Here is a 26,375-nt window from a genome sequence, read left to right as displayed (position 1 = left end):
GGCCTGGCGGGTCCCCGCCGCCCGCCCGTCCATGGCGGCGAGGCGGTATGGGCGGTTGCGTCCGGTTGCGTCATGCTCTGTGGTCATGGTCCGCAACTGGTGGGCGTCGGCCGCCACGGCAGTCCGGGGCACCTCCGCGCCGCTGACCCGCACCCTCATCGTGCTGTGCTGCCTGGTCTTCCTGATCGGCCCGGCCTCCGGACTCCACCCGGCCCACGGGTCCGGGGAGGAACTGCTGGCGGCGCAACGGGCCTATTTCCGGCGCTGGGGCGTCATCCCCGCAGACCTGTTCGAAGGGTCCCCCTGGGCCGTCCTCACCCCGGCCACGGCGCTGTTCGTGCACGGGAGCTGGGTGCATCTGCTCGGCAACATGCTGTTCCTCCACGTCTTCGGGGCGATGGCCGAGGCCCGGCTGGGCCGGGTGCGGTTCACCCTCTGCTACGCCGGGTGCGGGTATCTGGCGCTGCTGGGGTACGCCGCCGCCCATGCCCACTCCGAGCGTTCCCTGGTCGGGGCCTCCGGTGCGATCTCGGCGGTGCTCGGCGCGTTCCTCTTCCTGTTCCCGCGGGCGCGGGTCACCAGTCTTCTGCCGTTCCTGTTCTTCCTTCCGGTGCGCCTGCCGGCGTGGGTGGTGCTGCCGTTCTGGGCGGCGTTGCAGTGGGCGGCGGCGGGCCGGGCGGCCGACGGGCCCGGGGTGGCGTATCTGGCGCACCTGGTGGGGTTCGGGCTGGGCTTCGGCTGCGCGTGGGTGTGCCGGGGCGGGGCGACTACAGTGAAGTCCGCGTCCGTCCCTGCTCCGGCCCCCGAGGGAGAGAACCAGCCGTGATCACCGCGATCGTCCTCATCAAGACCAGCGTGGACCGGATTCCCGAGATCGCGGAGCAGATCGCCGCGCTGGACAGCGTCAGCGAGGTGTTCTCCGTGACCGGGACGTATGACCTCATTGCCATGGTGCGGGTGCGGGAGCACGAGGATCTGGCTGAGGTGATCCCCGGGCGGATCAGCAAGATTCCCGGGGTGGAGGGGACGGACACGCATGTGGCGTTCCGTACGTACTCCCAGCACGACCTGGAGGCGGCGTTCGCGATCGGCCTGGACAGCTAGGACGTTTTTCGCCCCCGCCGCCCCTTCCCGTCCCGAACCTGGGGGCTGCGCCCCCGGACCCCCCTGTCGGCCCTGCGGGCCTCGTCCTCAGACGCCGGACGGGCTGGAGCGCCTCAGGCAGGATTGGGCACGCAGCGGCCGTTTTCCGTGTGGTAGGTCCAGCGGGCGCCCTCGTGGACGAGTTCGCGTACCGCTCGTACGAAGCGTTCCACGTGTTCGTCCGGCGTGCCCGCGCCGAAGCTGACCCGGATCGCGTTCAGGGACGTCTCCCCCGGCGCCGCCGCCTCGGGCGCCCCGCACTCCCCCTGCGCCCCCGGATCGCCGCCGAGCAGCCGCCGCACCAGCGGGTGCGCGCAGAACAGGCCGTCCCGTACGCCGATGCCGTACTCCGCGGAGAGCGCGGCGGCGAAGTGGGAGCTGTTCCAGCCCTCGACGACGAACGACAGCACCCCCACGCGCGGGGCGTCGTCCCCGAAGAGGGAGAGGAACCGCACCTCGGGGACGTCCGCCAGCCCTTCGCGCACCGCGCGGATCAGCCGCTCCTCGCGCGCGGCCAGCGTGTCGAAACCGGCCTCGGTGAGCGCCTTGCAGGCGGAGGCGAGGGCGTAGGCGCCGATGACGTTGGGCGAGCCGGCCTCGTGGCGGGCGGCGCCGTCGTGCCACTCCACGTCCACTCCCCCGTCCGCGCGCCGGGTGACCGTGCGGCTGGCCCCGCCGCCCGCGAGGTAGGGCTCGGCGGCGCGCAGCCAGTCCGCGCGGCCGGCCAGCACACCGGAGCCGAAGGGCGCGTACAGCTTGTGCCCCGAGAAGGCGACCCAGTCGACGTCGAGGCCTCTCACGCTCACCGCGCGGTGCGGGGCGAGCTGGGCGGCGTCCAGCACGATGCGCGCGCCGTGCGCGTGGGCGGCGGCGGCCAGCTCCCGTACCGGCCACAGCTCACCGGTGACGTTGGAGGCGCCGGTGACACAGACCAGGGCCGGCCCGTGCGGGTCCCGGGCGGCGAGGGCACGTTCGAGGGTCTCCACGGCCCGGCGCGGGCTGCTCGGGGCGTCGAGGCAGGTGACGCGGGTGTCGCGCCAGGGCAGCAGGGAGGCGTGGTGCTCGGTCTCGAAGACGAAGACCTCGCAGCCGTCGGGGAGCGCCGCGGCGAGCAGGTTCAGGGAGTCGGTGGTGGACCGGGTGAAGACCACCTGGTCGCCGTCGCGGCAGTCGAGGAACTCCGCGACGGTCCTGCGGGCGGCCTCGAACAGGTCGGTGGAGAGCTGGGAGAGGTAGCCGGCGCCGCGGTGGACGCTGCCGTAGTAGGGGGCGTAGGCGGCCACGTCGTCCCACACACGCTGGAGGGCGGGCGCGCTGGCGGCATAGTCGAGGGCGGCGTAGGTGACCTCGCCGCCGGTGACGAGCGGGACGGTGACGTCCCGGCCGAGCACGGGCAGCGGACAGGACAGGGACGGGTCGGCGGCGACGGCGGAGACGGAGGCGGCGGAGGCGGACATGACGGAACTCCCGTGGGGCAGGCGGAATCCTCGCGCGAGCGGGTACGGCACGGCAGGGCGCGGTACGGCACGCTCGAGCGCGGAGGAGGAAGGAAAAGGGTGTGCGGAGGCGGGGCTCGGCAGCCCTAACGCATTCGCTTGCTCACGGAAAGCTCCTCGACGACCAGGACCCCTGGTGTTTCGAGGGGTCCGCGCTTGCCGTGAGCCCTGCTGCTCACGGCCTGGTCCTCACCCGGGGCACCCCGCCACGGACGGAGGGTTGCCGGACAGCCGGCCGGGGCCTGATGGCTGTCGCTCATGACCTGCCAGGAAAATACGTGAGGTGATCGATGTCCCGCAACCCGTGTCCGGATCGCGGGACATCCCACCGTCCCACCGCGGGGAACGCCTACGCGTTGCTGACGGCCACCCAGCGCTCCAGGACCCGCTTGGCGGCCCCCGAGTCGATGGCCTCGGCCGCCTTCGCCATGCCCGCGCGGATCTGCTCGGTGAGAGTGCCGGAGCCGGGCTCCAGGGCGACCAGGGCGGCCGCCGAGTTCAGCAGGACCGCGTCCCGCACCGGGCCCTGTTCGCCGTCCAGCAGCCGGCGGGCGACCTCGGCGTTGTAGGAGGCGTCGGCGCCGCGCAGGGCCTCGACCGGCACGAGGTCGAGGCCGACGTCACGCGGGTCGAAGGTCTGCTCGTCGACCTTGCCGTCGCGGACCACCCACACCTTGGAGGTGGCGGTGGTGGTCAGCTCGTCCAGGCCGTCGTCGCCGCGGAACACCAGCGAGGAGTGCCCGCGTCCGGCGAACACGCCCGCCATGATGGGGGCCATCCGGGGGTCGGCGACCCCGACCGCCTGCGCCTTGACCCGTGCCGGATTGGCCAGCGGGCCGAGAAAGTTGAACACCGTGCGGATGCCCAGCTGACCGCGGGCGGCGGCGACGTGACGCAGCGCGGGGTGGAACTTCACCGCGAAGCAGAAGGTGATCCCGGCCTCCTCGGCGACCTCGGCGACCCGGCGCGGGGTCAGTTCGAGGTTGACGCCCAGCTTCTCCAGGACGTCGGAGGCGCCGGAGGCCGAGGACGCGGCGCGGTTGCCGTGCTTGACGACCTTCGCGCCGGTGCCGGCCACCACGATCGAGGACATCGTGGAGATGTTCACCGTTTTCGCGCCGTCGCCGCCGGTGCCGACGATGTCGACCGTCGCGCCGGGCACCTCGATGACGTTGGCGTGGTCGTACAGCGCCCGTACACAGCCGGTGATCTCGTCGACCGTCTCGCCCTTGGCCCGCAGGGAGACCGCGAAGCCGGCGATCTGCGCGTCGGTCGCCTCGCCGCGCATGATCAGGTCCATCGCCCAGGCGGTGTCGTCGGCGGACAGGTCCCGGCCGTCCAGCAGTCCGTTCAGCAGAGCGGGCCAGGAGCGGCCCGCCGCGGTGTCGCCTCCAGCGGGGGTCACAGCGCTCATGGCCGCTCCTGATGGGTCGTGGATGAGTTCCGGGGGGCACGGGGACCGCGAGGTGCCCCGGGGCTCCACCCTATCCAGCTCCGGGGACGGCGAAGGGCCCCCGTCCGAAGAACGGACGGGGGCCCTTCGCCGTCGTGTGGCGACTGGGGTGAGGTGCTGCGGGCGATCAGTGGTGGCCGTGGCCGCTCGTGATCTCCTTGTACTCCTCGACGGTCGGCTTCGCGATCTGCGACTCCGGGCCGTAGTACCCCTTGCTGAGCTTGGCGCGCAGCTTCTCGGTCATCTTCACCTTGCGCCGGACGCCGTTCTCGTCGACCTCCGGGCCGAGCTCGAGCGGCTGGGGCTGCTCGTGCGCGGTGAGGGTGTACAGCTGCTCCTGGCTGAGCGGCTCGTGCACCTCGATGAACTCGCCGTGCGGCAGGCGCTTGATGATGCCCGACTCGCGGCCGTGCAGCACCTTCTCCTTGTCCCGGCGCTGCAGGCCGAGGCAGATCCGCTTGGTGACCACGAACGCCAGGACCGGCGCCACGAAGAACGCGACCCGGACGAACCAGGTGATGGCGTTGATCGACAGGTTGAAGTGGGTGGCCCAGATGTCGTTGCCACCACCGACCAGGAGCACGAAGTACAGCGTGATCCATGCGACGCCGAAGGCGGTGCGGGTCGGGGCGTTGCGCGGGCGGTCCAGGATGTGGTGCTCGCGCTTGTCGCCGGTGATCCAGGACTCGATGAACGGGTACACCGCGATGGCGACCAGGACCAGCGGGAAGATCATCAGCGGGATGAACACACCCAGGACGAGCGTGTGACCCCAGAAGTTGATCTCCCAGCCCGGCATGACACGGATCAGGCCCTCGGAGAAGCCCATGTACCAGTCCGGCTGGGCGCCGGTGGAGACCATGTCGGGCCGGTAGGGGCCGATGTTCCAGACCGGGTTGATCGTGGCGATCGCCGAGACGGCCGCCAGCACACCGAAGACCAGGAAGAAGAAGCCTCCGGCCTTGGCCATGTACACCGGGAGCAGCGGCATGCCGACGACGTTCTTGTTGGTCTTGCCGGGACCCGCGAACTGCGTGTGCTTGTGGTAGAAGACCAGGATCAGGTGCGCCACCACGAGGCCGAGCATGATGCCCGGCAGCAGCAGGACGTGGATCGAGAAGAACCGGGCCACGAAGTCGTCGCCGGGGAACTCGCCGCCGAAGAGGAAGAACGAGATGTACGTGCCGACGATCGGCACGGACAGGATCGCGCCCTCCATGAAGCGGATACCGGTGCCGGAGAGCAGGTCGTCCGGGAGCGAGTAGCCGGTGAAACCGGTGAACATGCCCAGGACGAACAGCAGGAAGCCGAACAGCCAGTTGATCTCACGCGGCTTGCGGAACGCGCCGGTGAAGAACACGCGCATCATGTGCACGAACATGCCGGCCAGGAAGACCAGGGCCGCCCAGTGGTGGATCTGCCGGATGAGCAGACCGCCACGGACGTCGAAGCTGATGTCCAGCGTCGACTTGAAGGCCTCACTCATCAGCTGGCCCTGCAGCGGCACGTAGCTGCCGTGGTACTCCACCTCGTTCATCGACGGGTGGAAGAACAGCGTCAGGTACACACCCGTGAGGATGATGATGAGGAAGCTGTAGAGGCAGACCTCGCCCAGCATGAACGACCAGTGGTCGGGGAAGATCTTCCGCATGTTGGCCTTGGCCAGGGAGTAGATCCCCAGCCGGCCGTCAGCCCAGTCGGCGACCTTTTCGCCGGCCGGTGCCTTCCCGCGCGAGCGGGACTCGGGGGTCGTTGTGGTACTCATCCGCGCTCCCAGAAGGCAGGACCGACGGGCTCGTCGAAGTCGCCGAGCGCTTCGAGGTAGCCCTCGTCGTTCACGCCGATGCGCAGCTGCGGCAGGGCGTGACCGGCGGGACCGAAGATGACCCGGGCACCGTCGGCGAGGTCGAAGGTGGACTGGTGACAGGGGCACAGCGCGTGATGCGTCTGCTGCTCGTACAGGGAGATCGGGCAACCGACGTGGGTGCAGATCTTCGAGTACGCGAGGATGCCCTCGTGGGACCACTCGAGCGCCCGCTTGTCCTTGATGTCGTCCGGCTGGATGCGGACCAGCATCAGTGCGGCCTTGGCGATCTCGGTCTGGAAGCCGTGGTCGTGCTCCTCCAGGCCCTCGGGCTTGGCGAAGGTCAGGGAGCCCACGATGAGGTCCGACGGCCGCAGCGGCTCGTTGGTGTTCATGTTGACGAGCAGCTTGCCCTTGGACCACAGGGTGTGGCGCAGCTTGGTGCCGGGCAGCGGCCCGAGGTCACGCAGCAGCACCACGCCGGAGAGCGGGAACAGGGCGAGCGCGCCGAACATCGTGTTGCGGATCAGCTTGCGGCGGCCGAGCGCGGACTCCTTGGCACCCTGGCGGAAGTCGTCCATGACCTTCGCCTTGACCGAGGGGGAGGCCTCGATCGGGTGACGCTCGTCGGCGAGCTCGTGGTCCGACATCAGCGTGCGCGCCCAGTGGACCGCGCCGGCGCCGATGGCGAACAGGGCGACGCCGAGGGTCATGCCCAGCGCGAAGTTCAGCGCGCTGATGTGGCCGATGGGCCAGATGAAGACCGACTCGTCGACCGGGATCGTCACGTACGCGGCGATGAAGCCGACGGTGGCCAGCATCGACAGCGTGAACAGCAGGGCGACCGTGCGCTCGGACCGCTTGGCGGCCCGCTCGTCGATGTCCTGCACGCGGGGCTCGTGCGGCGGCAGGCCCGGGTCGGCGAACGGGTTCTTCTCGTCCGCCGCCTCTACGACGCCGAGGGCGGCGTCCTGCGCTGCGGGCAGGTTCTCTTCGGGAATGTCTTGGGTACTCATGACTTCTTGGCCTTTGCGGTCCGAGCGGCGACCCAGACGGCGACCGCGATCAGCGCGCCCAGTCCGAAGACCCACGCGAACAGACCCTCCGAGACGGGGCCGAGCCCGCCGAGGGAGAGGCCGCCGGGGCTCTCGGACTCATCGCTGTTGACCGCGTGCAGGTACGCGATGATGTCCTTCTTGTTCTGCTCCGACAGCGTGCTGTCCGGGAAGGAGGGCATGTTCTGCGGGCCGGTGAGCATGGCCTCGTAGATGTGCTTCGGCGCGACGTCCTCGAGGCTCGGGGCGTACTTGCCGTGCGTGAGCGCACCGCCCTTGCCGGTGAAGTTGTGGCACTGCGCGCAGTTGTTGCGGAACAGCTCGCCGCCCTTGGCGGCGTCGGCGCCCTCGGGGCCGTACTGCTCCTCGGTGGGGACGGCCGGGCCGGCGCCCAGGGAGGCGATGTACGCCGCCAGCTGGTCGATCTCGGCCTGGGTGTAGACGGCCGGCTTCGCCGGGACCTGCGCGGACTGCGAGGTGGCGGCCGGCATACGGCCGGTGCTCACCTGGAAGTCGACCGCGGCGGCGCCCACGCCCACCAGGCTCGGACCGTCGGAGGTGCCCTGACCGCCGGTGCCGTGGCAGCTGGCGCAGCCGACCGCGTAGAGCTTCTTGCCCTCCTCGACGGTCAGGGACTGGGCGGTTTCCTCGGCCTGCGCCTTGTCCGCGGGTGCGAACACGGCGTAGAGCCCCCCGGTACATGCCAGAGCGAGGAGTAGGACGACGAGCGCCGCCAGCGGGTGGCGTCGTCGTGCGGAGAGCTTTTTCACGGATTACCCCGGTGTCAGGATCTTCTGCGTCGATGCTTCTGGTTGGTGCGCTGCTTCCAGCGCGCGCGGATGCGGTCCCGCTACTTGATCATGTAGATCGTGGCGAAGAGGCCGATCCAGACGACATCGACGAAGTGCCAGTAGTAGGACACGACGATGGCCGCCGTCGCCTGGTCATGAGTGAACCTCCGGGCCGCGTAGGTCCGGCCCAGGACCAGCAGGAAGGCAAACAGGCCGCCCGTCACGTGCAGCCCGTGGAAGCCGGTGGTCAGGTAGAAGGCCGACCCGTACGCATCGGAGGAGAGGGACAGGCCCTCGTGCTTGACCAGCTCCGTGTACTCGAAGATCTGGCCGCCGATGAACACCGCGCCCATGATGAAGGTGACGATGAACCACATCCGGAGCTTCTTCACGTCACCGCGCTCGGCGGCGAAGACGCCGAGCTGGCAGGTGAGCGAGGAGAGCACCAGGATCGTGGTGTTCGTCGCCGCGAACGGGAAGTTCAGCAGGTCGGCCTTCTCCGACCAGAAGTCGGGTCCGGTCACCGATCGCAGGGTGAAGTACATCGCGAAGAGGGCCGCGAAGAACATCAGCTCGGAACTCAGCCAGATGATGGTTCCGACGCTGGTGAGGTTCGGTCGGTTGACCGACGGGTGCGCGTGCCCGGTGTCTACTGTCGTTGCTGTCGCCACGCCGACATTATGTCGGTCGCTTATCCCGCCCTCACTCCCGGGGGTGCCGTTCGGTGTGTTCCCCCCTCCTGGACTGCCCGGATGGCCCATCCGGGGCACGCGGCGGCCCCCTGTCGAAGAGGTGTCCGAACCAGTGTTGACAAGCGGTGGGACGGGGTAGCATCCGCGCCATCGGTACCCGAAGTTCCCGACAGAGTCGTGCCCTCTTTCTGACGCGTGGAGGAACAATGCAGGCGACCGCCACGGTGCTGGTCTACAGCGACGACGCCAACACCCGGGAGCAGGTGCGCCTCGCCACCGGGCGGCGGCCGGCTCCGGACGTGCCCGTAGTGGAGTTCGTGGAGTGCGCGACGCACGCGGCCGTCCTCACGGAGCTGGAGCGGGGCGGCATCGACGTGTGCGTGCTGGACGGCGAGGCCGTGCCGATGGGGGGCATGGGGCTGTGTCGGCAGATCAAGGACGAGGTGTTCAACGCGCCGCCGGTGCTGTTGCTGATCGGGCGTCCGCAGGATGCGTGGCTGGCGACGTGGAGTCGGGCGGAGGCGGCGGTGACCTTGCCGGTCGAGCCGGTGGAGTTCGCGTCGGCGTTGGCGTCCCTGCTGCGGGAGAAGCGGTTGCAGAGCGCCTAGGAGCTCGGTTCTTCCGGTGGGGCGGCGGCTGCGGCGCCCCTGCGGGGCTGCCCCTGAGGCGTCCTAAGCGGTTTGTGGCCTCAGGCGGGCCCGGTCGGACGTGCTCGGGGTCTTGTTGGTGGTGAGGGCGCTGCCCGCTTGCCACTTGGGCCAGTCGAGGTTCCAGTCGCCGAAGCCGTTGCCGAAGGGTTCCATGGTGTCGCCGGCCGAGTTGACCACCTCCACGATGTCGCCCTGGCGGACGGTGTCGAAGAACCACTCGGCGTTGGCGGTGCTCATGCCGACGCAGCCGTGGCTGACGTTGGCGTAGCCCTGGGAGCCGACGGACCACGGAGCGGCGTGCACGTACTCGCCGCTCCAGGTCACCCGGGTGGCGAAGCGGACGTCCAGGTCGTACGACTCCGCCGAGCCCTCGGCGATGCCGACGGTGCTGCTGCGCATGCGTACGAAGGGTTCCTTGGCGAGCACCACCTTGACGCCGTTGCGGGTCTCGAAGCCGGGCTTGCCGGTGGTGACCGGGACCTTCTTGATCTCCTCGCCGTTCTTGAAGAGCGTCAGCTGGTGCGCGGCGGCGTCGGTGAGGGCTATGACCCGGTCACCGGTGCGGAGCGTCAGCGGCTTGGCGGTGCCGCCCCGGAGCCGGTCGCCGACCTTGATGCCCTCCAGATTGCTGCGGACCTCGATGGTGGCGTGGGCGGGCCAGTAGTCCTTGGGCCGGTAGTGCAGCTTCTTGTCGTCGACCCAGTGCCAGGTGCCGGTCACGGCGGGCGTGGAGGTGACCTTGAGGGCGCGTTCCACGACGGCGCGCTGGGCCGGGTCCTTGACGGGTTCGTTCAGTTCGGCGGTGACGGGCTGGCCGACGCCGTACGTCCCCGCCTCGGGCCCGAAGGTGACGGCCAGCTTCTTGGCGGCGGCGGGCCGGCCGGTGGTGAAGGTGACGACCTTGCGGCCGGGGGCGCCGTCCTCGTCCTCGGTGCTCACCCGGACCGTGTACTGGGCGCCGGCGGCCAGCGGGGTGGTGCTGTGCCACCTGCTGCCGTCGGCGGCCAGTTCGCCCGCCAGGTGGCGTCCTGTGGCGTCCACGGCGGTGACGTCCGTGATCCGCCCGTCGGAGTCCTCGGCGACGATCTCCAGGGGCTTGTCGGGGTCGGCGGGCTTGCCCCCGTCGGCGGACACGCTGAAGGAGATCTGGTCCGCCGCGTCGTACGGCTCGGCGGACAGCGGATCGCCGTCGGAGGAGCAGCCGGTGACGCCCGCGCCGCCGAGGACGATCACCAGGAGGGCGCGGCCGGCGAGGCGGCTCCGGCGGGCGAGGCGGCTCCGGCGGGCGAGGCGGCTCCGGCGGGCGAGGCGGCTCCGGCGGGCGAGGCGGCTCCGGCGCGCGCCCGTGGCACGGGGGGACGTGGTGTGTCTCATGGCCTCACGCTAGGAAGCGGCGCGGGGCTTGGCTCACTGGACGGCCCGAACGGGTGAGGATCCGAGGGAAAAGCGGGGCCCGGACGCTCCTGACGGAGTGTCCGGGCCCCTGAGTGCCGTGCGGCGTGCTACTGGGTGCGGCTCTCACCGTGGTAGTACTCGAAGACCCAGCCCCAGATGCCCAGCAGGAGCAGCGGGGCCGAGAAGTACATCAGCCACCAGCCGATCGCGACGCCCATGAAGGCCAGGGCGCCGCCCACGGCGAGGAAGAGCGGCTGCCAGCTGTGCGGGCTGAAGAACCCGACCTCGCCGGCGTCGTCCGCGACGTCCGCTTCCTTGTCGTCCTGCGCGCCCACATCGACCCGCCGGGCGGTGAAGCCCAGGTAGAAGCCGATCATGATGCTCAGGCCGAACGCCAGGAAGAGGGCGGTGGTGCCGACCGGCTCCTTCGACCACACGCCGTAGACCACGGCTACGAGCAGGAAGAAGACGCTCAGCCACATGAACATCTTGCCCTGGATCTTCACTTGCCGGCCTCCTTGCCGCCGGAGAGGGCCTTCTCACCGTGACCGGCGTTCTCGAGCTCGTCGAGTGCGGCGATCTCCGGGTGGTGCAGGTCGAACGCCGGCGATTCGCTGCGGATGCGCGGCAGGGTGATGAAGTTGTGCCGCGGCGGCGGGCTGGAGGTCGCCCACTCCAGGGAGCGGCCGTAGCCCCACGGGTCGTCGACGCCGACCGGCTTGCCGTACTTGGCGGTCTTCCAGACGTTGTAGAAGAACGGCAGCAGCGACAGGCCGAGCAGGAACGAGGCGATCGTGGACACCGTGTTCAGGGCGGTGAAGCCGTCGGCCGCCAGGTAGTCGGCGTACCGGCGCGGCATGCCCTCGACACCCAGCCAGTGCTGGACGAGGAAGGTGCCGTGGAAGCCGATGAACAGCGTCCAGAAGGTGATCTTGCCGAGCCGCTCGTCGAGCAGCTTGCCGGTGAACTTCGGCCACCAGAAGTGGAAGCCGGCGAACATCGCGAACACCACGGTGCCGAACACCACGTAGTGGAAGTGCGCCACCACGAAGTACGAGTCCGTGACGTGGAAGTCCAGCGGCGGCGAGGCCAGGATGACGCCCGTCAGACCACCGAAGACGAAGGTGATCAGGAAGCCCAGCGTCCACAGCATCGGTGTCTCGAAGGAGAGACTGCCCTTCCACATGGTGCCGATCCAGTTGAAGAACTTCACACCGGTCGGGACCGCGATCAGGAAGGTCATGAAGGAGAAGAACGGCAGCAGCACCCCGCCCGTGGCATACATGTGGTGCGCCCAGACGGTCACCGACAGACCCGCGATCGAGATCGTCGCGCCGATCAGACCCATGTAGCCGAACATCGGCTTGCGGGAGAAGACCGGGATGATCTCGGAGACGATGCCGAAGAACGGCAGCGCGATGATGTACACCTCGGGATGGCCGAAGAACCAGAACAGGTGCTGCCAGAGCAGCGCCCCTCCGTTGGCCGAGTCGAAGATGTGCGCCCCGAACTTGCGGTCCGCCTCAAGAGCGAACAGCGCCGCCGCCAGCACCGGGAACACGATCAGCGCCAGCAGCGCCGTCAGCAGCACGTTCCAGGTGAAGATCGGCATGCGGAACATCGTCATACCCGGAGCACGCATGCAGATGATCGTGGTGATGAAGTTGACCGCGCCGAGGATCGTGCCGAAGCCGGACATCGCCAGGCCCATGATCCACATATCGGCGCCGATGCCCGGCGAGCGGACCGCGTCCGACAGCGGGGAGTAGGCGAACCAGCCGAAGTCGGCCGCGCCGTCCGGCGTGAGGAAGCCGGCGACCGCGATCAGCGAGCCGAAGAGGTACAGCCAGTAGGCGAACATGTTCAGCCGCGGGAACGCCACGTCGGGCGCGCCGATCTGCAGCGGCATGATCCAGTTGGCGAAGCCGGCGAACAGCGGCGTCGCGAACATCAGCAGCATGATCGTGCCGTGCATCGTGAACGCCTGGTTGAACTGTTCGTTCGACACGATCTGCAGGCCCGGGCGGGCCAGCTCGGCGCGCATGACCAGGGCCATGACGCCACCGATGACGAAGAACACGAACGACGTCACCAGGTACAGCGTGCCGATCGTCTTGTGGTCCGTGGTCGTCAGCCACTTGACGACGACCTCGCCACGGCTCTGGCGTCGCACGGGCAGCTCGTCCTGGTAGTGGGACCCTGCCGCCTCGGCGCCCTGGGGTTCGTTGAGGATGCTCACAGGATGTTCGCCTCCCGGTTCTTCTCGTGCTCCGTCTGGTCGATGCCGGCGGGCACGTAACCGGTCTGCCCCTTCTCCACAAGGTCCTTCAGGTGCTGCTCGTAACGCTCGGGGGAGACGACCTTCACGTTGAACAGCATCCGGGAGTGGTCGACGCCGCAGAGCTCGGCGCACTTGCCGAGGAAGGTGCCCTCACGGCTGGGGGTCACCTCGAAGGCGTTGGGGTGGCCGGGGATGACGTCCTGCTTCATCAGGAACGGCACCACCCAGAAGGAGTGGATGACATCACGCGAGGTCAGCACGAAGCGGACCCGCTTGCCCTCGGGCAGCCACAGGGTGGGGCCCGGGTTGTTGGTCTGCGGGTTCCGGGTACCGGGTACACCGCAGTCGTAGACACCGCCGGCGTCGGCCGGGAAGGCGTTCTTGTACTGGTCCGAGATCGCCTCGAGTTCCTTGGACGTCTTGGCGTCGCCCGTGGAGCCCTCGACGTTCTCGACGTAGTTGAAGCACCAGCTCCACTGGAAGCCGACCACGTTGATGGTGACGTCGGGGCTCTTCTCGAGCTTCATCAGCTCGGACTCGTCACGCGCGGTGAAGTAGAAGAACACCGAGACGATGATGAGCGGAACCACCGTGTACAACGCCTCGATGGGCATGTTGTACCGGGTCTGCGGAGGAACCTCCACCTTGGTGCGGCTGCGCCGGTGGAAGAAAGCACTCCACAGGATCAGGCCCCACACCAGAACGCCGACGACGAGCGCGGCGGCCCAGGACCCCTGCCACAGGGAGAGGATCCTCGGAGCCTCTTCCGTGGTGGGGGTGGGCATACCAAGGCGGGGGAAGTCCTCCCATGTGCAACCGGTGGCGGTCGCGAGGACCAGGCCCGCGGTCAGTGCCTGCAGCAGCTTCCGCCGCATCGGGCGCCGCGGCATGGGGTTACCTCCCACGCCCTTCGGGCCGTGGGGGAGGTCGGAGCCGTTGGGACTCACGTAGCGCCTTCCCGAGAGTCTCGCCCGCGCGGTTCGGCTGCGGCCTTCTCGCTGGTCGGTCGCCGCCCTGCGTCGGGCAGGGGTTTGGATGTTTATGCGGACCAAACCCTAGCCGACGCGTTTCGGGGCGCTGCGAGGAGGGGGGCCATACGCGCCGCGGGTTACACCGAGCGCCTCAACACCCGGGGGTGCGGGTTTGTGTGGCGGCCGCGGCGTCGTCGTGGCTGATCGCGCAGTTCCCCGCGCCCCTGGGGGGTTTAGCGTGGCTGTGTGTCCTACTTCGATGCCGCTTCCGCCGCCCCTTTGCATCCCGTTGCCCGGCAGGCCCTGTCGGCCTCTCTCGACGAGGGGTGGGCGGATCCCGCGCGGCTCTACCGGGAGGGGCGGCGGGCGCGGCTGCTGCTGGACGCGGCGCGGGAGGCCGCCGCGGAGGCGGTGGGGTGCCGGCCGGACGAACTGGTGTTCACGCCGTCCGGTACGCAGGCGGTGCACTCAGGGGTCGCGGGGGCGCTGGCGGGGCGGCGGCGCGCGGGGCGTCACCTGATCGTGTCCGCGGTCGAACACTCTTCTGTGCTCCATTCGGCGGAAGTTCACGAGGCCGCCGGGGGGTCGGTCACCGAGGTCGCGGTGGACCGCACGGGGGCGGTGAGTCCGTCCGGGTACGCCGAGGCGCTGCGGCCGGACACCGCGCTGGCGTGTCTGCAGTCGGCCAACCACGAGGTGGGGACCGTGCAGCCGGTGGCCGACGTGGCCGAGGCGTGCCGGGCGGCGGGGGTGCCGCTGCTGGTGGACGCGGCCCAGTCGCTGGGCTGGGGGCCGGTGGAGGGCGACTGGTCGCTGCTCGCGGCGAGCGCGCACAAGTGGGGCGGGCCGTCGGGGGTGGGGCTGCTCGTCGTACGCAAGGGGGTGCGGTTCGCGCCCCAGGGGCCGCGCGACGAACGGGAGTCGGGGCGGGTGGCCGGGTTCGAGAACCTGCCGGCGATCGTGGCCGCGGCGGCGTCCCTGCGGGCGGTGCGGGCGGAGGCGGCCGAGGAGGCGGCGCGGCTGCGGGAACTGACGGAGCGGATCCGGGCGCGGGTGCCCGGGCTGGTGCCGGACGTGGAGGTGGTCGGCGATCCGCGGCGGCGGCTGCCGGGGATCGTCACCTTCTCCTGTCTGTACGTCGACGGGGAGACGCTGCTGCACGAGCTGGACCGGGCGGACTTCTCGGTGTCCTCCGGGTCGTCGTGCACGAGCAGCACGCTGACGCCGAGCCATGTGCTCAAGGCGATGGGGGTGCTCAGCGAGGGCAACGTCCGGGTCTCGCTGCCGCCGGGGACGCGGGAGGAGGACGTCGAGCGGTTCCTGTCCGTGCTGCCGGGGGTGGTGGCGCGGGTGCGTGAGCAGCTGGGGGCGCCCGCGTCGACGGCGGAGGTGGTGACGCGGGAACGGGACGACGCGCTGGTGGTGGACGCGCTGGGCCGGCGCTGCCCGATCCCGGTGATCGAGCTGGCCAAGGTGATCGGGGACGTCCCGGTGGGCGGCACGGTCCGCGTCCTGTCCGACGACGAGGCGGCCCGCCTGGACATCCCGGCCTGGTGCGAGATGCGCGGCCAGCAATACCTGGGCGAAGAACCGACCCCCAAGGGCACGGCCTACTTGGTCCGCCGGACCACCTGACGCCCCAAGGGGCGCGCACGGCTGGACAACGCGGCCCACGACCCAACCAGCGCCACACGAAACCCCGCCTCTCGGGGGCGCGAGGAACCGCGCACGTCAGGGCCACGCGGGCCACGACCCGGCCAGGGCGCGGGGAACTCCGCATCTTGGGGGCGCGGGGAACTGCGCGACCAGCCCCCACGCACCCGCAGCCGTCACGGCACCGCACCCGCCGGGGCACCGCACCGCACCGCTCAGCTGAGGTGCGCCCGCACCTCATCCGCCGCCGCGTCCCCGTACGCCTTCATGAAGCGCTCCATGAAGTGCCCCCGGCGCAGCTGGTACTCCTGCGTACCCACCGTCTCGATGACGAGCGTCGCCAGCATGCAGCCCACCTGCGCCGCCCGCTCCAGCGAGACCCCCCACGCCAGCCCGGACAGGAACCCCGCGCGGAAGGCGTCGCCCACGCCGGTCGGGTCGGCCTTGCGCTCCTCCTCGGGGCAGCCGACCTCGACCGGCTCCTCGCCGGCCCGCTCGATACGGACCCCGTGCGCACCGCGCGTGGTGACACGGTGCCCCACCCGCTCGAGGATCTCCGCGTCGCTCCAGCCGGTCTTCGTCTCGATGAGCCCCTTCTCGTACTCGTTGGAGAAGAGGTACGTCGCGCCCTCCAGCAGTATCCGGATCTCCTCCCCGTTCATCCGGGCGATCTGCTGGGAGAAGTCCGCGGCGAACGGAATGCCCCGCGTACGGCACTCCTCGGTGTGCCGCAGCATGGCCTCCGGGTCGTCCGCGCCGATGGAGACGAGGTCGAGGCCGCCCACGCGGTCGGCGACCGTCTTCAGCTCGATCAGCCGGGCCTCGCTCATCGCGCCGGTGTAGAAGGAGCCGATCTGGTTGTGGTCGGCGTCCGTGGTGCACACGAAGCGCGCGGTGTGCAGGGTGTCGGAGATGCGGACGGATTCGGTGTCGACGCCGTGCCGGTCCAGCCAGGCGCGGTAGTCGTCGAAGTCGAAGCCGGCGGCCCCGACGAGGATCGGGCGGGTGCCGAGCTGGCCCATTCCGAAGGCGATGTTCGCGCCCACACCGCCCCGGCGCACGTCGAGGTTGTCGACCAGGAAGGACAGCGAGACCGTGTGCAGCTGGTCCGCGACGAACTGGTCGGCGAAGCGGCCGGGGAAGGTCATGAGGTGGTCGGTGGCGATGGAGCCGGTGACTGCGATGCGCACGGCGTGGATTCTCCTGGGGGAGGCGGATTGACACTTCACGCTACCGGGAGGGGACGACCCGTAGAAGCAGCCAAAACTACCCGATAGTAGATCTTTCTCCGTGACCTTCGCCGTGCATACGGTGCCGACATGACGAACATCAAGGTCCACGCCCCCGCTCCCGTCGATCCGGAAGGCGGACTGGCGTCGCTGCGCGGCGACTGCGCACGGATGGTGCCCCACTGGACGGTGCCGGAGCGGCCGGCGGCCAGGCCGGTGCCGCCGTCCTTGATCCACGGCGTGAGCGTGCCGCCGTCGTCGGCCCGGCTGCTGGACGCGATGTCGGAGTACGGCGACTGAGGCGGCGCCCGGGAACCGTGCGCTCCCCCGCTGCGTCCCATCGCTGTCCCTCGTAAAGGGGATGCGGGGTACGACCTTTCTCCAGCTCCGGTATGACCGGGCATGGGTCTACCGGGACAGTTGTGCAGCTGAAGGAGCGATGCGGTGAACACCGAGCGACCCGACCACGACGACGCCGAGGCGCGCGCCGCCGCCGGCAGCACGCGCGACACGGGGGGCGCTTCGGACAGGACGGAGGAGCCGGAGCGAACCGGCCCGGACGCCACCGCCGAGGACCGCCCCACGGACCACGCCACGGACCGGCCCGAGGAGCCGGCCGGGAACCAGGCCGAGGACCGGACCGAGGACCAGGCCGATGACCGGACCGAGGACCAGGGCGATGACCAGGCCGACAAGCCCGCCGGGCAGCGCCCCGACGAGCGCACCGAGGACACCCCCGAGCCCCGTCCGGAGCCCGCCGACGACGAGCCCGTCGTCGCACAGCACCCGGCCGGCGACAACGACGACGGCGACGGACACCGTCCGGGTGGGGAACCCGCCGAGGGCCCGGCCCGCCGGCGCTCCCCCGCGCTGATCGCCTCCGTGGCCGCCGCCGTGCTGCTCATCGGCGGGGGCGGGGCCTACCTGGCCGCCGACGCCGTCGGCGGTTCCGGGGACGGCGGTACGGTCCCGGGCGCCAACGGCGACGCCACTCCCCCGCCGCTCGCCCTCGACGGCCCCTCCGGGACAACCGCGAACGGCATCGCGCCGGGCGAGCCGAACCCGTACGGCCTCACCTACCGCGCAGCCGGCGCGCTCCCGGACGGTCCCGGCTCCGCTCCGGTGTACCGGGCCCGGGGGGAGATCACCGAGCAGCAGGTGCGCACGCTGGCGAAGGCGCTGGGGCTCGACGGCAAGCCGGTGGCGCAGGGCGGGGCCTGGCGGATCGGCGGACAGGACGGTTCCGGGCCCACGCTGCGGGTGGACCGGGCGGCCCCCGGGTCGTGGACGTTCAGCCGGAACACCCCCGGCACGGACAACTGCAAGGGCGCCACCTGCAAGCCGTCCGGCGGTGACGGCCCGGTGGTGGGCGAGGCCGCCGCGAAGAAGGCCGCCGCGCCCGTGCTGAAGGCCGCGGGGCAGGACGACGCGAAGCTGGACGCGAGCCAGATCATGGGCGGCAAGCGCGTGGTGAACGCCGATCCCGAGGTCGGCGGGCTGCCGACGTACGGGTGGACGACCGGCGTGGTCGTCGGCGCCTCGGGCGAGGTGGTCGGCGCGGGCGGCCGGCTCGCGGAGCCGGTGAAGGGGGACGTCTACCCCGTGGTGGACGCCGAGGAGGCGCTGGAGCTGATGAACGCGGCGCCGGGCGCCGGGCGCACCGCGGACATCGGCGGCTGCGCCACCTCCGTACCGCTGGAGGAGGACCGGCAGCAGGAGGAGTGCGGTCCGGCGACGAAGCCGGCCGGGGACACCGTCGAGGTCGGCACCGCGGTGTTCGGGCTGGCCGCGCACTCCGTGGACGGGCGGCCCGCCCTGGTGCCGTCGTGGCTGTTCGAGGTACGCCCCGCGGGCGCGCAGAAGGCGCTCACGGTGACGCATCCGGCGGTCGACCCGGAGTTCCTCGCCCCTCGCTCGCCTTCCGGTGAGGCGAGTGAGCGGCCCTCCCGGCCGGGTGACGAGCCCACCGGGACGCCGTCGACCCGGGAGGTCGGCGTGGAGGGGTACACCGTCGCGGGTGACGAGCTGACGGTGGTCTTCACGGGCGGTGTGTGCGCCGACTACAAGGTGACGGCGCGCGAGAGCGGTGACCGGGTGACGGTGCGGGTGACCGAGACGCCGTGGCCGGACAAGGTGTGCATCCTGATCGCCAAGCAGTACCAGGAGACGGTGCGGCTGGACGCGCCGCTCGGCGGCCGCGAGGTGGTGGACGCCGACGGCGAGCCGGTGCCGCTGCACAAGGACGGCGCCCGGCTGCCGGCGCCGCCGACCCGGTAGGAGCGGACGGAGAAGGCCCGAAGGCGGCGGCCCCACTGGATGGGGGCCGCCGCCTTCGTACGGTGCTGCCGGGGAAGGACCCGGCTCAGCTGAAGGAGTCGCCGCAGGCGCAGGAGCCGGTGGCGTTCGGGTTGTCGATCGTGAAGCCCTGCTTCTCGATGGTGTCGACGAAGTCGACGGTGGCGCCGCCCAGGTACGGAGCGCTCATGCGGTCGGTGACGACCTTCACACCGCCGAAGTCCTTCACCACGTCGCCGTCGAGCGAGCGCTCGTCGAAGAAGAGCTGGTAGCGCAGGCCGGAGCAGCCGCCGGGCTGGACGGCGACGCGCAGGGCGAGGTCGTCACGGCCTTCCTGGTCGAGCAGGGCCTTGACCTTGGACGCGGCGGCGTCGGTCAGGACGATGCCGTCGGTGACGGTGGTGGTCTCGTCCGATACGGACATCTACATCTCTCCCGGGTTGTACGGAGACTGCTTGCCGACGGTTGCAACCGGCGGGACCGCGGATTCATTCCGGGCCGGGCGCGTGATTTCCTCGCCTCGCTCTTCATGCTCGCACACGCGGTGCGGAGCGGAAACCGGCCCTGTGGCGCGGCGCAGCGCGTCCAGCACGGCGCGCACCGCCGCGCGCGGCGGTGAGCCGCGGCGGATCGCCGCCGTGATGGTGCGTGTCACCGGAGTGGCGAGTTCCCTGGTGACCACGCGGTAGCGGCTGTTCTCGACGGCCAGGCCGGGCAGCAGCGCGATCGACAGCCCTGCCTCGACGTGCTGCAGGGTCATCAGGTAGTTGCTGAACCGGCACACCACCCGCGGCTCGAACCCCGACCGGCGGCACAGGCGCTGGGCGAGGTTCGCCATGTACGACTGCGGCATGTCGAACGCCCATGGTTCGTCCGCGTAGGCGGCGAGGTCGGCGGCGCCGCGCCCGGCCGCGGGATGCCCGGGCGGGACCACCAGCAGGATCGGGTCCTCGGTCAGCCGTACCAGGTCGAGGTCCGGCCCCAGCGGCAGCTCGTCGAAGTCCGTGGTCGTGATGACGATGTCCGCGTCGCCGGTCCGCAGCGCGGGGACGCTCTCGTGCGGTTCCAGCTCCAGCAGCTCGATCTCGAGGTGCGGGTGCTCGCGCCCCAGCCGGGTCACCGCCGGCACGGCCATGGAGTGGATCGCGCTCTGGAACGCCCCCAGCCGCACCGGCCCGGCCGGTTCGTCGCCGAACCCGCGCAGCTCCGCCTCGACGCCGTCCATGTGGTCGAGGATGGCCCGCGCCCGCCGCGCGAGGATCAGCCCGGCCGAGGTCAGCCGCACCCGGCGTCCGGTTCGTTCGAGGAGCTGTGTGCGCGTCTCGGCCTCGAGCGCGGCCAGCTGCTGGGAGACGCTCGACGGGCTCAGGTTGGCGGCCTGGGCGACCGCCCGGACGGTGCCCAGCGTGTCGAGCTGGCTCAGCAGCCGCAGCCTCCAGGGATTCATCACGCTCCCCATTGTTGTGCGGTTCCGCCGAACAGAGAAGCCGGAAATGTGAGATGGACGTGCCGCTCGGGCGCGCCCTACCGTCGGGCCATGGCTGCTCCGACCACCGCCTCCCTGTCCGCCGATGCCTTCTGGGCCGATGCCGGCAGGCACCTCGTCCGCTACGGCGGCCGGTTCACCGACGAGATCATCGACCGCGCCGCCGGCAGTTTCGTGTACACCGCGGACGGCCGGAAGATCCTCGACTTCACCTCCGGCCAGATGAGCGCGATCCTCGGCCACTCGCACCCGGAGATCGTCGCGACCGTCCGGCGTCAGGTCGCGACCCTGGACCACCTCTACAGCGGCATGCTCAGCCGCCCGGTGGTCGACCTCGCCCGGCGCCTTGCCGGCACGTTGCCCGCGCCCCTGGAGAAGGCGCTGCTCCTGACCACCGGCGCCGAGTCCAACGAGGCCGCGATACGGATGGCCAAGCTCGTCACCGGCAAGCACGAGATCGTCTCCTTCGCGCGCTCCTGGCACGGCATGACGCAGGCCGCCGCGTCCGCCACCTACAGCGCGGGCCGCAAGGGCTACGGCCCCGCCGCGCCCGGAAACTTCGCCATCCCCGTGCCGAACGCGTACCGGCCCGACTTCACCACGGCCGACGGCGGCCTGGACTGGCGCCGTCAGCTGGACTTCGCCTTCGATCTGATCGACGCCCAGTCGACCGGCAGCCTGGCCGCGTGCCTCGTGGAACCGATCCTCAGCTCGGGCGGCGTCATCGAGCCGCCGGCCGGCTACTTCGCGGCCCTGCGGGACAAGTGCCGGGAACGCGGCATGCTGCTGATCCTCGACGAGGCCCAGACCGGCCTGTGCCGCACCGGGACCTGGTACGCGTTCGAGCGCGACGGAGTCGTCCCCGACATCCTCACGCTGTCCAAGACGCTCGGTGCGGGGCTGCCCCTCGCAGCCGTGCTCACCAGCGCCGAGATCGAGCAGGAGGCGTACGAGCGCGGGTTCCTGTTCTTCACCACGCACGTCGCCGACCCGCTGGTGGCCGCGGTCGGCAACACCGTCCTCGACGTCCTGACCGGCGACAGGCTGGACGAGCGGGCGCGGTCGCTCGGCGTGTTCCTGCGCCGGGGCCTGGAGGACATCGCCCGGCGCCACGAGGTCGTCGGCGACATTCGCGGCCGGGGCCTGCTCGCCGGGCTCGAACTCGTCGTCGACCGCGAGACGAAGCGGAGCTCGGACGAGCTGGGCGCGCGGGTCACCCGGCGGTGCCTCGACCTCGGTCTGCACATGAACATCGTCCAGCTTCCCGGCATGGGCGGTGTCTTCCGGATCGCACCGCCGCTGACGGCCACCGAGGAGGAGCTCTCGCTCGGCCTGGCCATTCTGGACGAGGCGATCGGTGACGCCAGCGCCCTTCTCTGAGCGTGCCGGTGGCGCTCCGGCGGGTTCCGGTCACGTCCGCGGGCCGCCGGGATTCACGTCACATGGACGCTATGGCCATCGTCAAAGTGACGTGAACCGGTTATGATAGATAGCGTCATTTCGACGAAAAGTCGCCAGAAATAGAAAGGGTGCGTGCCGTGACCACCGCCCAGACCCAGGAGCTCGACGTACAGCCGACGCCCCTCGCCCTGCTGCTCCTCGGCCGTGAGGCCGACCCGAAGAGCGAGCGCGGTGTGGAGTGTCCCGGCGACCTCCCCTCCCCGTCCGACCCGGACCTGGTGGAGCGCGCCCGCGTGGCGAAGGAGAAGCTCGGGGACAAGGTCTTCGTACTCGGCCACCACTACCAGCGCGACGAGGTCATCCAGTTCGCCGACGTCACGGGCGACTCCTTCAAGCTGGCCCGGGACGCCGCCGCGCGTCCGGAGGCCGAGTACATCGTCTTCTGCGGTGTGCACTTCATGGCCGAGTCGGCCGACATCCTCACCGGCGACGACCAGAAGGTCGTCCTGCCCGACCTCGCGGCCGGCTGCTCCATGGCTGACATGGCCACCGCCGAGCAGGTCGCCGAGTGCTGGGACGTGCTGACCGAGGCCGGGATAGCCGAGCAGGTCGTCCCCGTCTCATACATGAACTCCTCCGCCGACATCAAGGCCTTCACCGGCAAGCACGGCGGCACCATCTGCACCTCCTCCAACGCCCGCCGCGCCCTCGACTGGGCCTTCGAGCAGGGCGAGAAGGTGCTGTTCCTGCCCGACCAGCACCTGGGCCGCAACACCGCGGTGCGGGACATGGGGATGTCCCTGGAGGACTGCGTCGTCTACAACCCGCACAAGCCGAACGGCGGACTGACCGCGGACGAGCTGCGCGGCGCGAAGATGATCCTCTGGCGCGGCCACTGCTCCGTGCACGGCCGGTTCAACCTCGACTCGGTCAACGACGTGCGCGACCGCATGCCGGGCGTGAACGTCCTGGTCCACCCCGAGTGCCGGCACGAGGTCGTCGCCGCCGCGGACTACGTCGGCTCGACGGAGTACATCATCAAGACGCTGGAGGCGGCCCCGGCCGGCTCCAAGTGGGCGATCGGGACCGAGCTGAACCTGGTCCGGCGCCTGGCGAACCGTTTCGCGCCTGAGGGCAAGGAGATCGTCTTCCTCGACAAGACGGTCTGCTTCTGCTCCACCATGAACCGCATCGACCTCCCGCACCTCGTGTGGGCCCTGGAGTCCCTCGCCGAGGGCAACCTGGTCAACCGCATCGAGGTGGACAAGGAGACGGAGGCGTTCGCGAAGCTGGCCCTGGAGCGGATGCTGGCGCTGCCGTAGACCGCTGCCGCAGGCGGCGTTCCGGCACACGGGCATGACGAAGGCCCGGGTCCCCGCGGGGACCCGGGCCTTCACCGGGTGTGTCAGGCGCCGGCCGGTTCCAGCACCTCGGTCTCGCGGTCCTGCCGCTTGGCCGCCCGCTTCTTCGCGCGCCGCTCCTTGCGGAGCTCCAGCATCGCGTAGAGCGTCGGCACCAGCAGCAGGGTCAGCAGCGTCGACGTGATCAGACCGCCGATCACGACCACGGCCAGCGGCTGGGCGATGAAGCCGCCCTCGCCGGTGACGCCCAGCGCCATCGGCAGCAGGGCGAAGACGGTCGCCAGGGCCGTCATCAGGATCGGCCGCAGCCGGTGCCGGCCGCCCTCCAGCACGGCCTCGACGACGCCGTACCCCTGCTTGCGGTACTGGTTGACGAGGTCGATCAGCACGATCGCGTTGGTGACCACGATGCCGATCAGCATCAGCATGCCGATCATCGCCGGGACACCCATCGGTGTGCCGGTGACCAGCAGCAGACCGATCGCGCCGGTCGCCGCGAACGGGATGGAGACCAGCAGGATCAGCGGCTGGGCGAGCGAGCGGAAGGTGCCGACCAGGAGCATGAAGACGATCGCGATCGCGGCCAGCATCGCCAGGCCCAGGTTGAGGAACGCCTCGTCCTGGTCCTCGGTCACGCCGCCGATCTCCGCCGTGGCGCCCGCGGGCAGCGTCAGCCCGTCGATCTTCTGCTGGAGCTCGGTGCCCACCGCGCCCGTGTTGTCACCGGTCGGCGTCGCGGTGATGGTGGCCGCGCGCTGGCCGTCGATGCGGGTCATGGAGACGGGGCCGTCCACCAGCTCGACGGTGGCGACGTCGCTCAGCTTCACCGGGCCCAGGCGCAGGTTCTTCAGCTCCGCCACCGTGGTGGCCGGCTTCGCCGAGCGGATGACGATGTCGCGCTCGGTGTCGTCGAGGACGGCCTTGCCGGCGGGGACGCCGCGCACCGCCTGGGCGACGGCCGCGCCGAGGGTCTGGTCGTTGAACCCGGCCTCGGCGGCCCGGTCGTCGGCCTTCACGGAGATGCGGGGCACGCTCTGCGCCAGGTCGCTGGTGACGTCCGTGACGTCGTCCAGGGAGGCGACCGCGTCCCGGACCTGGTCCGCCGCCTTGCGCAGCACCTGCGCGTCGGCCGCCTTGACGACGACGCTGAGGTCCTGGCTGCCGAAGCCGTCACCGGCGGCGACGGTGGTCGTGCCGATGCCGTCGAGCTTCTTCAGGCCCTGCTGGATGCTGTCCGTGACGTCGTCGGAGGACGCGTCGTCCTCGAGCATCACCTGGTAGGTGGCCTGGTTGGTGTCCGTGCCGCCGCCGAAGGCCGCCATGAAGCCGGACGAGCCGATCGTCACCTGGTGGTCCTTGACGCCCTCGGTGTCCGAGAGCAGCTTCTCGACCTTCTCGGCCTGGGCGTCGGTCGCGGACAGGCTGGTGCCGGGCTTCAGCTCCTGACGGACGGTGAGAACCTGCTGCTGGCCCGGGTCGAAGAAGTTCGTCTTCAGCAGCGGCGCCATCGCGAACGTACCGATCAGCACGACGACGGCGATGGCGAGGCTGGACAGCCTGCGGCGGGTGGCGAAGCGCAGCACGGAGAGGTACGCGCGCTGAAGGCGGCTCCTGGCCTCCTTCTCCTCCGCGAGGCGGCGCGCCTCCTCGGCGTCCTCGGGCGTGCCCTTCGGGGCGCGCAGGAACCAGTACGACAGCACCGGGACGACGGTCAGCGACACCAGCAGGGACGCCAGCAGCGCGGCGGTGACGGTGAGGCTGAACGCGCCGAACAGCTCGCCCACCATGCCGCCGACCAGGCCGATCGGCAGGAAGACGGCGACCGTGGTGAGCGTGGCGGACGTGACCGCGCCGGCCACCTCGCGCACCGCCTTCATGATCGCTTCCTGGCGCTCCTCGCCGTAGCCGAGGTGCCGCTTGATGTTCTCCAGGACGACGATGGAGTCGTCCACGACCCGGCCGATGGCGATGGTCAGGCCGCCCAGGGTCAGCATGTTCAGCGACAGGTCGCGCGTCCACAGCACGATCAGGGCGAGGACCACGGACAGCGGGATGGACACGGCCGTGACGAGGGTGGAGCGCACCGACGCCAGGAAGACCAGGATCACCAGGACGGCGAAGAGCAGACCGAGGGCGCCCTCGGTGGTCAGGCCGTCGATGGCCTTGGCCACGGCCGGGCCCTGGTCGCTGACGACGGTGAGGTCGGAGCCGGCGCCCAGGTCCTCGCGCAGCTCGGGGAGCTTGTCCTGGACGGCGTCGGAGATGGCGACGGCGCTGCCGTCGTGGTCCATCGTCGCCATGACGGCGAGGCTGGGCCTGCCGTTGGTGCGGGTGAGGGAGTCGGCCCTGGCCTCCTCCTGGGTCACGGTGGCGACGTCGCCGAGGCGGACCGGCTCGCCCTTGCCGGGCTCGCCGGTGACCATCAGGTCCTCGATCTGCTCCAGCGAGGTGAATCCGCCGCCCACCTGGACGGTGCGGTTGGCGCCGTCCTCGTCGAAGGAGCCGACCGGGACGGTGGCCCCGCCGGCCTGGAGGGCCTGGGTGAGCGACTGGGTGGTCAGACCCGCCTTCGTCAGCTTCGCGGTGTCCGGGGTGACGGTGACCTGGAGGTCGCGCACGCCCTCGACCGAGACCTGGCCGACGCCGTCGATGCTCTCCAGCGCGGGGACGACGGTCCGGTCCAGCTCATCGGCGAGCGCCTGCTGGTCCTTGTCGGAGGTGACGGCGAGCACCACGGTCGGGATGTCGTCGGTGGACCCGGCGATGACCTGCGGGTCGACGGCGTCCGGGAGGCGGGCGCCGGCCCGGTTGACGGCCTGCTGGACATCGGCGACGAGCTGCTGGGTGTTGTTGCCGTAGTCGAAGGACGCCATGATCACGGCGTTGCCCTCGCTCGCCGTCGAGGTGACGCCGGAGATGGCGTCGACGCCCTCCAGAGCGTCCTCGAGGGGTTCGACGACCTGTGCCTCGACCACGTCCGGGGACGCGCCCTGGTACGGCGCGAGCACGGACACCATGGGCAGTTCGATGGTCGGCAGCAGCTGCTGCTTGAGCTGGGGTATCGCGATCGCCCCGAAGACGAGCGCGATGATCGACATCAGTCCGATCAGCGCCCGCTGGGCGAGGCTGAATCTGGACAGCCAGGACATGGTCAGGGTCTCTTTTCCGTGGAGCGGCAGAAGTCCGGGGAGCGGACGCGCGCGCGAGTGGGCGCCCGAC

22 protein-coding genes and 1 riboswitch are annotated in these 26,375 nt (G+C 70.6%); of the genes, 8 read left to right on the top strand and 14 right to left on the bottom strand.

What is annotated here, in order from left to right; translation table 11 throughout:
* The first annotated feature begins 85 nt into the window (after nt 1-85).
* Together AC5L3C_RS27990 and AC5L3C_RS27985 are read left to right on the top strand one after the other, a co-directional pair.
* Nucleotides 86-826: a rhomboid family intramembrane serine protease gene (locus AC5L3C_RS27990; protein WP_493651626.1), complete on the top strand. Its 741-nt coding sequence runs from the start codon at nt 86-88 to the stop codon at nt 824-826.
* On the top strand, nt 823-1,104 hold the full coding sequence (locus AC5L3C_RS27985; RefSeq protein ID WP_006136621.1) for an Lrp/AsnC family transcriptional regulator: 282 nt from the start codon (nt 823-825) through the stop codon (nt 1,102-1,104). The genes AC5L3C_RS27990 and AC5L3C_RS27985 overlap by 4 nt, the downstream gene beginning before the upstream one ends.
* 113 nt (nt 1,105-1,217) lie before the next feature.
* Here the strand turns inward: AC5L3C_RS27985 and AC5L3C_RS27980 are convergent, their stop codons facing one another.
* The 6 genes from AC5L3C_RS27980 to ctaE all read right to left on the bottom strand — a co-directional run bounded on the left by AC5L3C_RS27980 (nt 1,218) and on the right by ctaE (nt 8,413).
* Nucleotides 1,218-2,600, bottom strand: coding sequence for an aminotransferase class V-fold PLP-dependent enzyme (locus AC5L3C_RS27980; RefSeq protein ID WP_493651625.1), 1,383 nt, complete (start codon nt 2,598-2,600; stop codon nt 1,218-1,220).
* A gap of 186 nt (nt 2,601-2,786) precedes the next feature.
* Nucleotides 2,787-2,903: riboswitch (SAM riboswitch) on the bottom strand.
* A gap of 85 nt (nt 2,904-2,988) precedes the next feature.
* Nucleotides 2,989-4,053, bottom strand: a complete 1,065-nt coding sequence (gene trpD, locus AC5L3C_RS27975) for an anthranilate phosphoribosyltransferase (protein WP_493651623.1) — start codon at nt 4,051-4,053, stop codon at nt 2,989-2,991.
* Nucleotides 4,054-4,219: 166 nt separating this feature from the next.
* Entirely contained in the window at nt 4,220-5,857 is a 1,638-nt protein-coding gene (gene qcrB / locus AC5L3C_RS27970) for a cytochrome bc1 complex cytochrome b subunit (RefSeq protein ID WP_125506969.1), read from the bottom strand.
* Entirely contained in the window at nt 5,854-6,912 is a 1,059-nt protein-coding gene (qcrA, locus tag AC5L3C_RS27965) for a cytochrome bc1 complex Rieske iron-sulfur subunit (protein ID WP_493651622.1), read from the bottom strand. Before qcrA ends, qcrB begins: the two co-directional genes overlap by 4 nt.
* The gene (qcrC, locus tag AC5L3C_RS27960; protein ID WP_125506965.1) at nt 6,909-7,721 is read right to left on the bottom strand and encodes a cytochrome bc1 complex diheme cytochrome c subunit; all 813 of its coding nucleotides are present in this window, start codon (nt 7,719-7,721) and stop codon (nt 6,909-6,911) included. The genes qcrA and qcrC overlap by 4 nt, the downstream gene beginning before the upstream one ends.
* An 80-nt stretch (nt 7,722-7,801) precedes the next feature.
* On the bottom strand, nt 7,802-8,413 hold the full coding sequence (ctaE, locus tag AC5L3C_RS27955) for an aa3-type cytochrome oxidase subunit III (RefSeq protein WP_125506963.1): 612 nt from the start codon (nt 8,411-8,413) through the stop codon (nt 7,802-7,804).
* A 227-nt stretch (nt 8,414-8,640) separates the two neighbouring features.
* Here ctaE and AC5L3C_RS27950 point away from each other — a divergent pair, with 227 nt between their 5' ends.
* Nucleotides 8,641-9,042 carry a response regulator gene (locus AC5L3C_RS27950; RefSeq protein WP_125506961.1) on the top strand — a complete coding sequence of 134 codons (402 nt, stop codon included), beginning with the start codon at nt 8,641-8,643 and terminating at the stop codon, nt 9,040-9,042.
* 63 nt (nt 9,043-9,105) lie between these two features.
* Here AC5L3C_RS27950 and AC5L3C_RS27945 read toward each other — a convergent pair whose 3' ends face one another.
* From AC5L3C_RS27945 to ctaC, 4 genes are all read right to left on the bottom strand, one after another.
* On the bottom strand, nt 9,106-10,458 hold the full coding sequence (locus tag AC5L3C_RS27945; protein ID WP_493651621.1) for a L,D-transpeptidase: 1,353 nt from the start codon (nt 10,456-10,458) through the stop codon (nt 9,106-9,108).
* Nucleotides 10,459-10,586: 128 nt separating this feature from the next.
* Entirely contained in the window at nt 10,587-10,985 is a 399-nt protein-coding gene (locus AC5L3C_RS27940) for a cytochrome c oxidase subunit 4 (protein WP_493651620.1), read from the bottom strand.
* Nucleotides 10,982-12,718, bottom strand: coding sequence for an aa3-type cytochrome oxidase subunit I (gene ctaD / locus AC5L3C_RS27935; protein WP_493651618.1), 1,737 nt, complete (start codon nt 12,716-12,718; stop codon nt 10,982-10,984). The genes AC5L3C_RS27940 and ctaD overlap by 4 nt, the downstream gene beginning before the upstream one ends.
* Nucleotides 12,715-13,707, bottom strand: a complete 993-nt coding sequence (gene ctaC / locus AC5L3C_RS27930; RefSeq protein ID WP_493651617.1) for an aa3-type cytochrome oxidase subunit II — start codon at nt 13,705-13,707, stop codon at nt 12,715-12,717. The genes ctaD and ctaC overlap by 4 nt, the downstream gene beginning before the upstream one ends.
* 270 nt (nt 13,708-13,977) lie before the next feature.
* On the opposite strand from ctaC, the gene AC5L3C_RS27925 reads away from it, so the two are divergent.
* Nucleotides 13,978-15,366 carry a cysteine desulfurase/sulfurtransferase TusA family protein gene (locus tag AC5L3C_RS27925; protein ID WP_493651615.1) on the top strand — a complete coding sequence of 463 codons (1,389 nt, stop codon included), beginning with the start codon at nt 13,978-13,980 and terminating at the stop codon, nt 15,364-15,366.
* A gap of 233 nt (nt 15,367-15,599) precedes the next feature.
* Here AC5L3C_RS27925 and AC5L3C_RS27920 read toward each other — a convergent pair whose 3' ends face one another.
* Nucleotides 15,600-16,574, bottom strand: coding sequence for a carbohydrate kinase family protein (locus tag AC5L3C_RS27920; RefSeq protein WP_493651614.1), 975 nt, complete (start codon nt 16,572-16,574; stop codon nt 15,600-15,602).
* A gap of 129 nt (nt 16,575-16,703) precedes the next feature.
* On the opposite strand from AC5L3C_RS27920, the gene AC5L3C_RS27915 reads away from it, so the two are divergent.
* Both AC5L3C_RS27915 and AC5L3C_RS27910 read left to right on the top strand, forming a co-directional pair.
* A complete protein-coding gene (locus AC5L3C_RS27915) occupies nt 16,704-16,913 on the top strand; it encodes a hypothetical protein (RefSeq protein WP_493651613.1) in 210 nt (69 codons plus the stop codon).
* A 144-nt stretch (nt 16,914-17,057) separates the two neighbouring features.
* Nucleotides 17,058-18,890 (top strand): hypothetical protein, encoded by a 1,833-nt coding sequence (locus AC5L3C_RS27910; RefSeq protein WP_493651612.1) that lies wholly within the window; start codon nt 17,058-17,060, stop codon nt 18,888-18,890.
* A gap of 85 nt (nt 18,891-18,975) precedes the next feature.
* Here AC5L3C_RS27910 and erpA read toward each other — a convergent pair whose 3' ends face one another.
* Together erpA and AC5L3C_RS27900 are read right to left on the bottom strand one after the other, a co-directional pair.
* Nucleotides 18,976-19,332 (bottom strand): iron-sulfur cluster insertion protein ErpA, encoded by a 357-nt coding sequence (gene erpA, locus AC5L3C_RS27905; protein WP_020939558.1) that lies wholly within the window; start codon nt 19,330-19,332, stop codon nt 18,976-18,978.
* Entirely contained in the window at nt 19,333-20,355 is a 1,023-nt protein-coding gene (locus AC5L3C_RS27900; RefSeq protein WP_493654056.1) for a LysR family transcriptional regulator, read from the bottom strand.
* 90 nt (nt 20,356-20,445) lie between these two features.
* Here AC5L3C_RS27900 and AC5L3C_RS27895 point away from each other — a divergent pair, with 90 nt between their 5' ends.
* Together AC5L3C_RS27895 and nadA are read left to right on the top strand one after the other, a co-directional pair.
* A complete protein-coding gene (locus tag AC5L3C_RS27895) occupies nt 20,446-21,774 on the top strand; it encodes an aspartate aminotransferase family protein (protein WP_493651611.1) in 1,329 nt (442 codons plus the stop codon).
* A 158-nt stretch (nt 21,775-21,932) separates the two neighbouring features.
* Nucleotides 21,933-23,117 carry a quinolinate synthase NadA gene (nadA, locus tag AC5L3C_RS27890; protein ID WP_493651610.1) on the top strand — a complete coding sequence of 395 codons (1,185 nt, stop codon included), beginning with the start codon at nt 21,933-21,935 and terminating at the stop codon, nt 23,115-23,117.
* 83 nt (nt 23,118-23,200) lie between these two features.
* On the opposite strand, the gene AC5L3C_RS27885 is transcribed toward nadA, so the two are convergent.
* Complete coding sequence (locus tag AC5L3C_RS27885; protein WP_493651608.1) at nt 23,201-26,305, bottom strand: efflux RND transporter permease subunit; 3,105 nt, start codon at nt 26,303-26,305, stop codon at nt 23,201-23,203.
* Nucleotides 26,306-26,375 lie beyond the last annotated feature (70 nt).

This window comes from Streptomyces speibonae (assembly GCF_984686075.1).
This window is presented reverse-complemented; position numbering and strand designations above follow the sequence as displayed.

Bases quoted from the DNA above. Each gene is read 5' to 3' on its own strand.
- AC5L3C_RS27885 (WP_493651608.1), bottom strand. From the start codon at position 26,305: ATGTCCTGGCTGTCCAGATTCAGCCTCGCCCAGCGGGCGCTGATCGGA.
- AC5L3C_RS27980 (WP_493651625.1), bottom strand. From the start codon at position 2,600: ATGTCCGCCTCCGCCGCCTCCGTCTCCGCCGTCGCCGCCGACCCGTCC.
- erpA (WP_020939558.1), bottom strand. From the start codon at position 19,332: ATGTCCGTATCGGACGAGACCACCACCGTCACCGACGGCATCGTCCTG.
- AC5L3C_RS27945 (WP_493651621.1), bottom strand. From the start codon at position 10,458: ATGAGACACACCACGTCCCCCCGTGCCACGGGCGCGCGCCGGAGCCGC.
- AC5L3C_RS27900 (WP_493654056.1), bottom strand. From the start codon at position 20,355: ATGAATCCCTGGAGGCTGCGGCTGCTGAGCCAGCTCGACACGCTGGGC.
- AC5L3C_RS27895 (WP_493651611.1), top strand. From the start codon at position 20,446: ATGGCTGCTCCGACCACCGCCTCCCTGTCCGCCGATGCCTTCTGGGCC.
- qcrB (WP_125506969.1), bottom strand. From the start codon at position 5,857: ATGAGTACCACAACGACCCCCGAGTCCCGCTCGCGCGGGAAGGCACCG.
- qcrA (WP_493651622.1), bottom strand. From the start codon at position 6,912: ATGAGTACCCAAGACATTCCCGAAGAGAACCTGCCCGCAGCGCAGGAC.
- AC5L3C_RS27915 (WP_493651613.1), top strand. From the start codon at position 16,704: ATGACGAACATCAAGGTCCACGCCCCCGCTCCCGTCGATCCGGAAGGC.
- AC5L3C_RS27950 (WP_125506961.1), top strand. From the start codon at position 8,641: ATGCAGGCGACCGCCACGGTGCTGGTCTACAGCGACGACGCCAACACC.
- trpD (WP_493651623.1), bottom strand. From the start codon at position 4,053: ATGAGCGCTGTGACCCCCGCTGGAGGCGACACCGCGGCGGGCCGCTCC.
- AC5L3C_RS27990 (WP_493651626.1), top strand. From the start codon at position 86: ATGGTCCGCAACTGGTGGGCGTCGGCCGCCACGGCAGTCCGGGGCACC.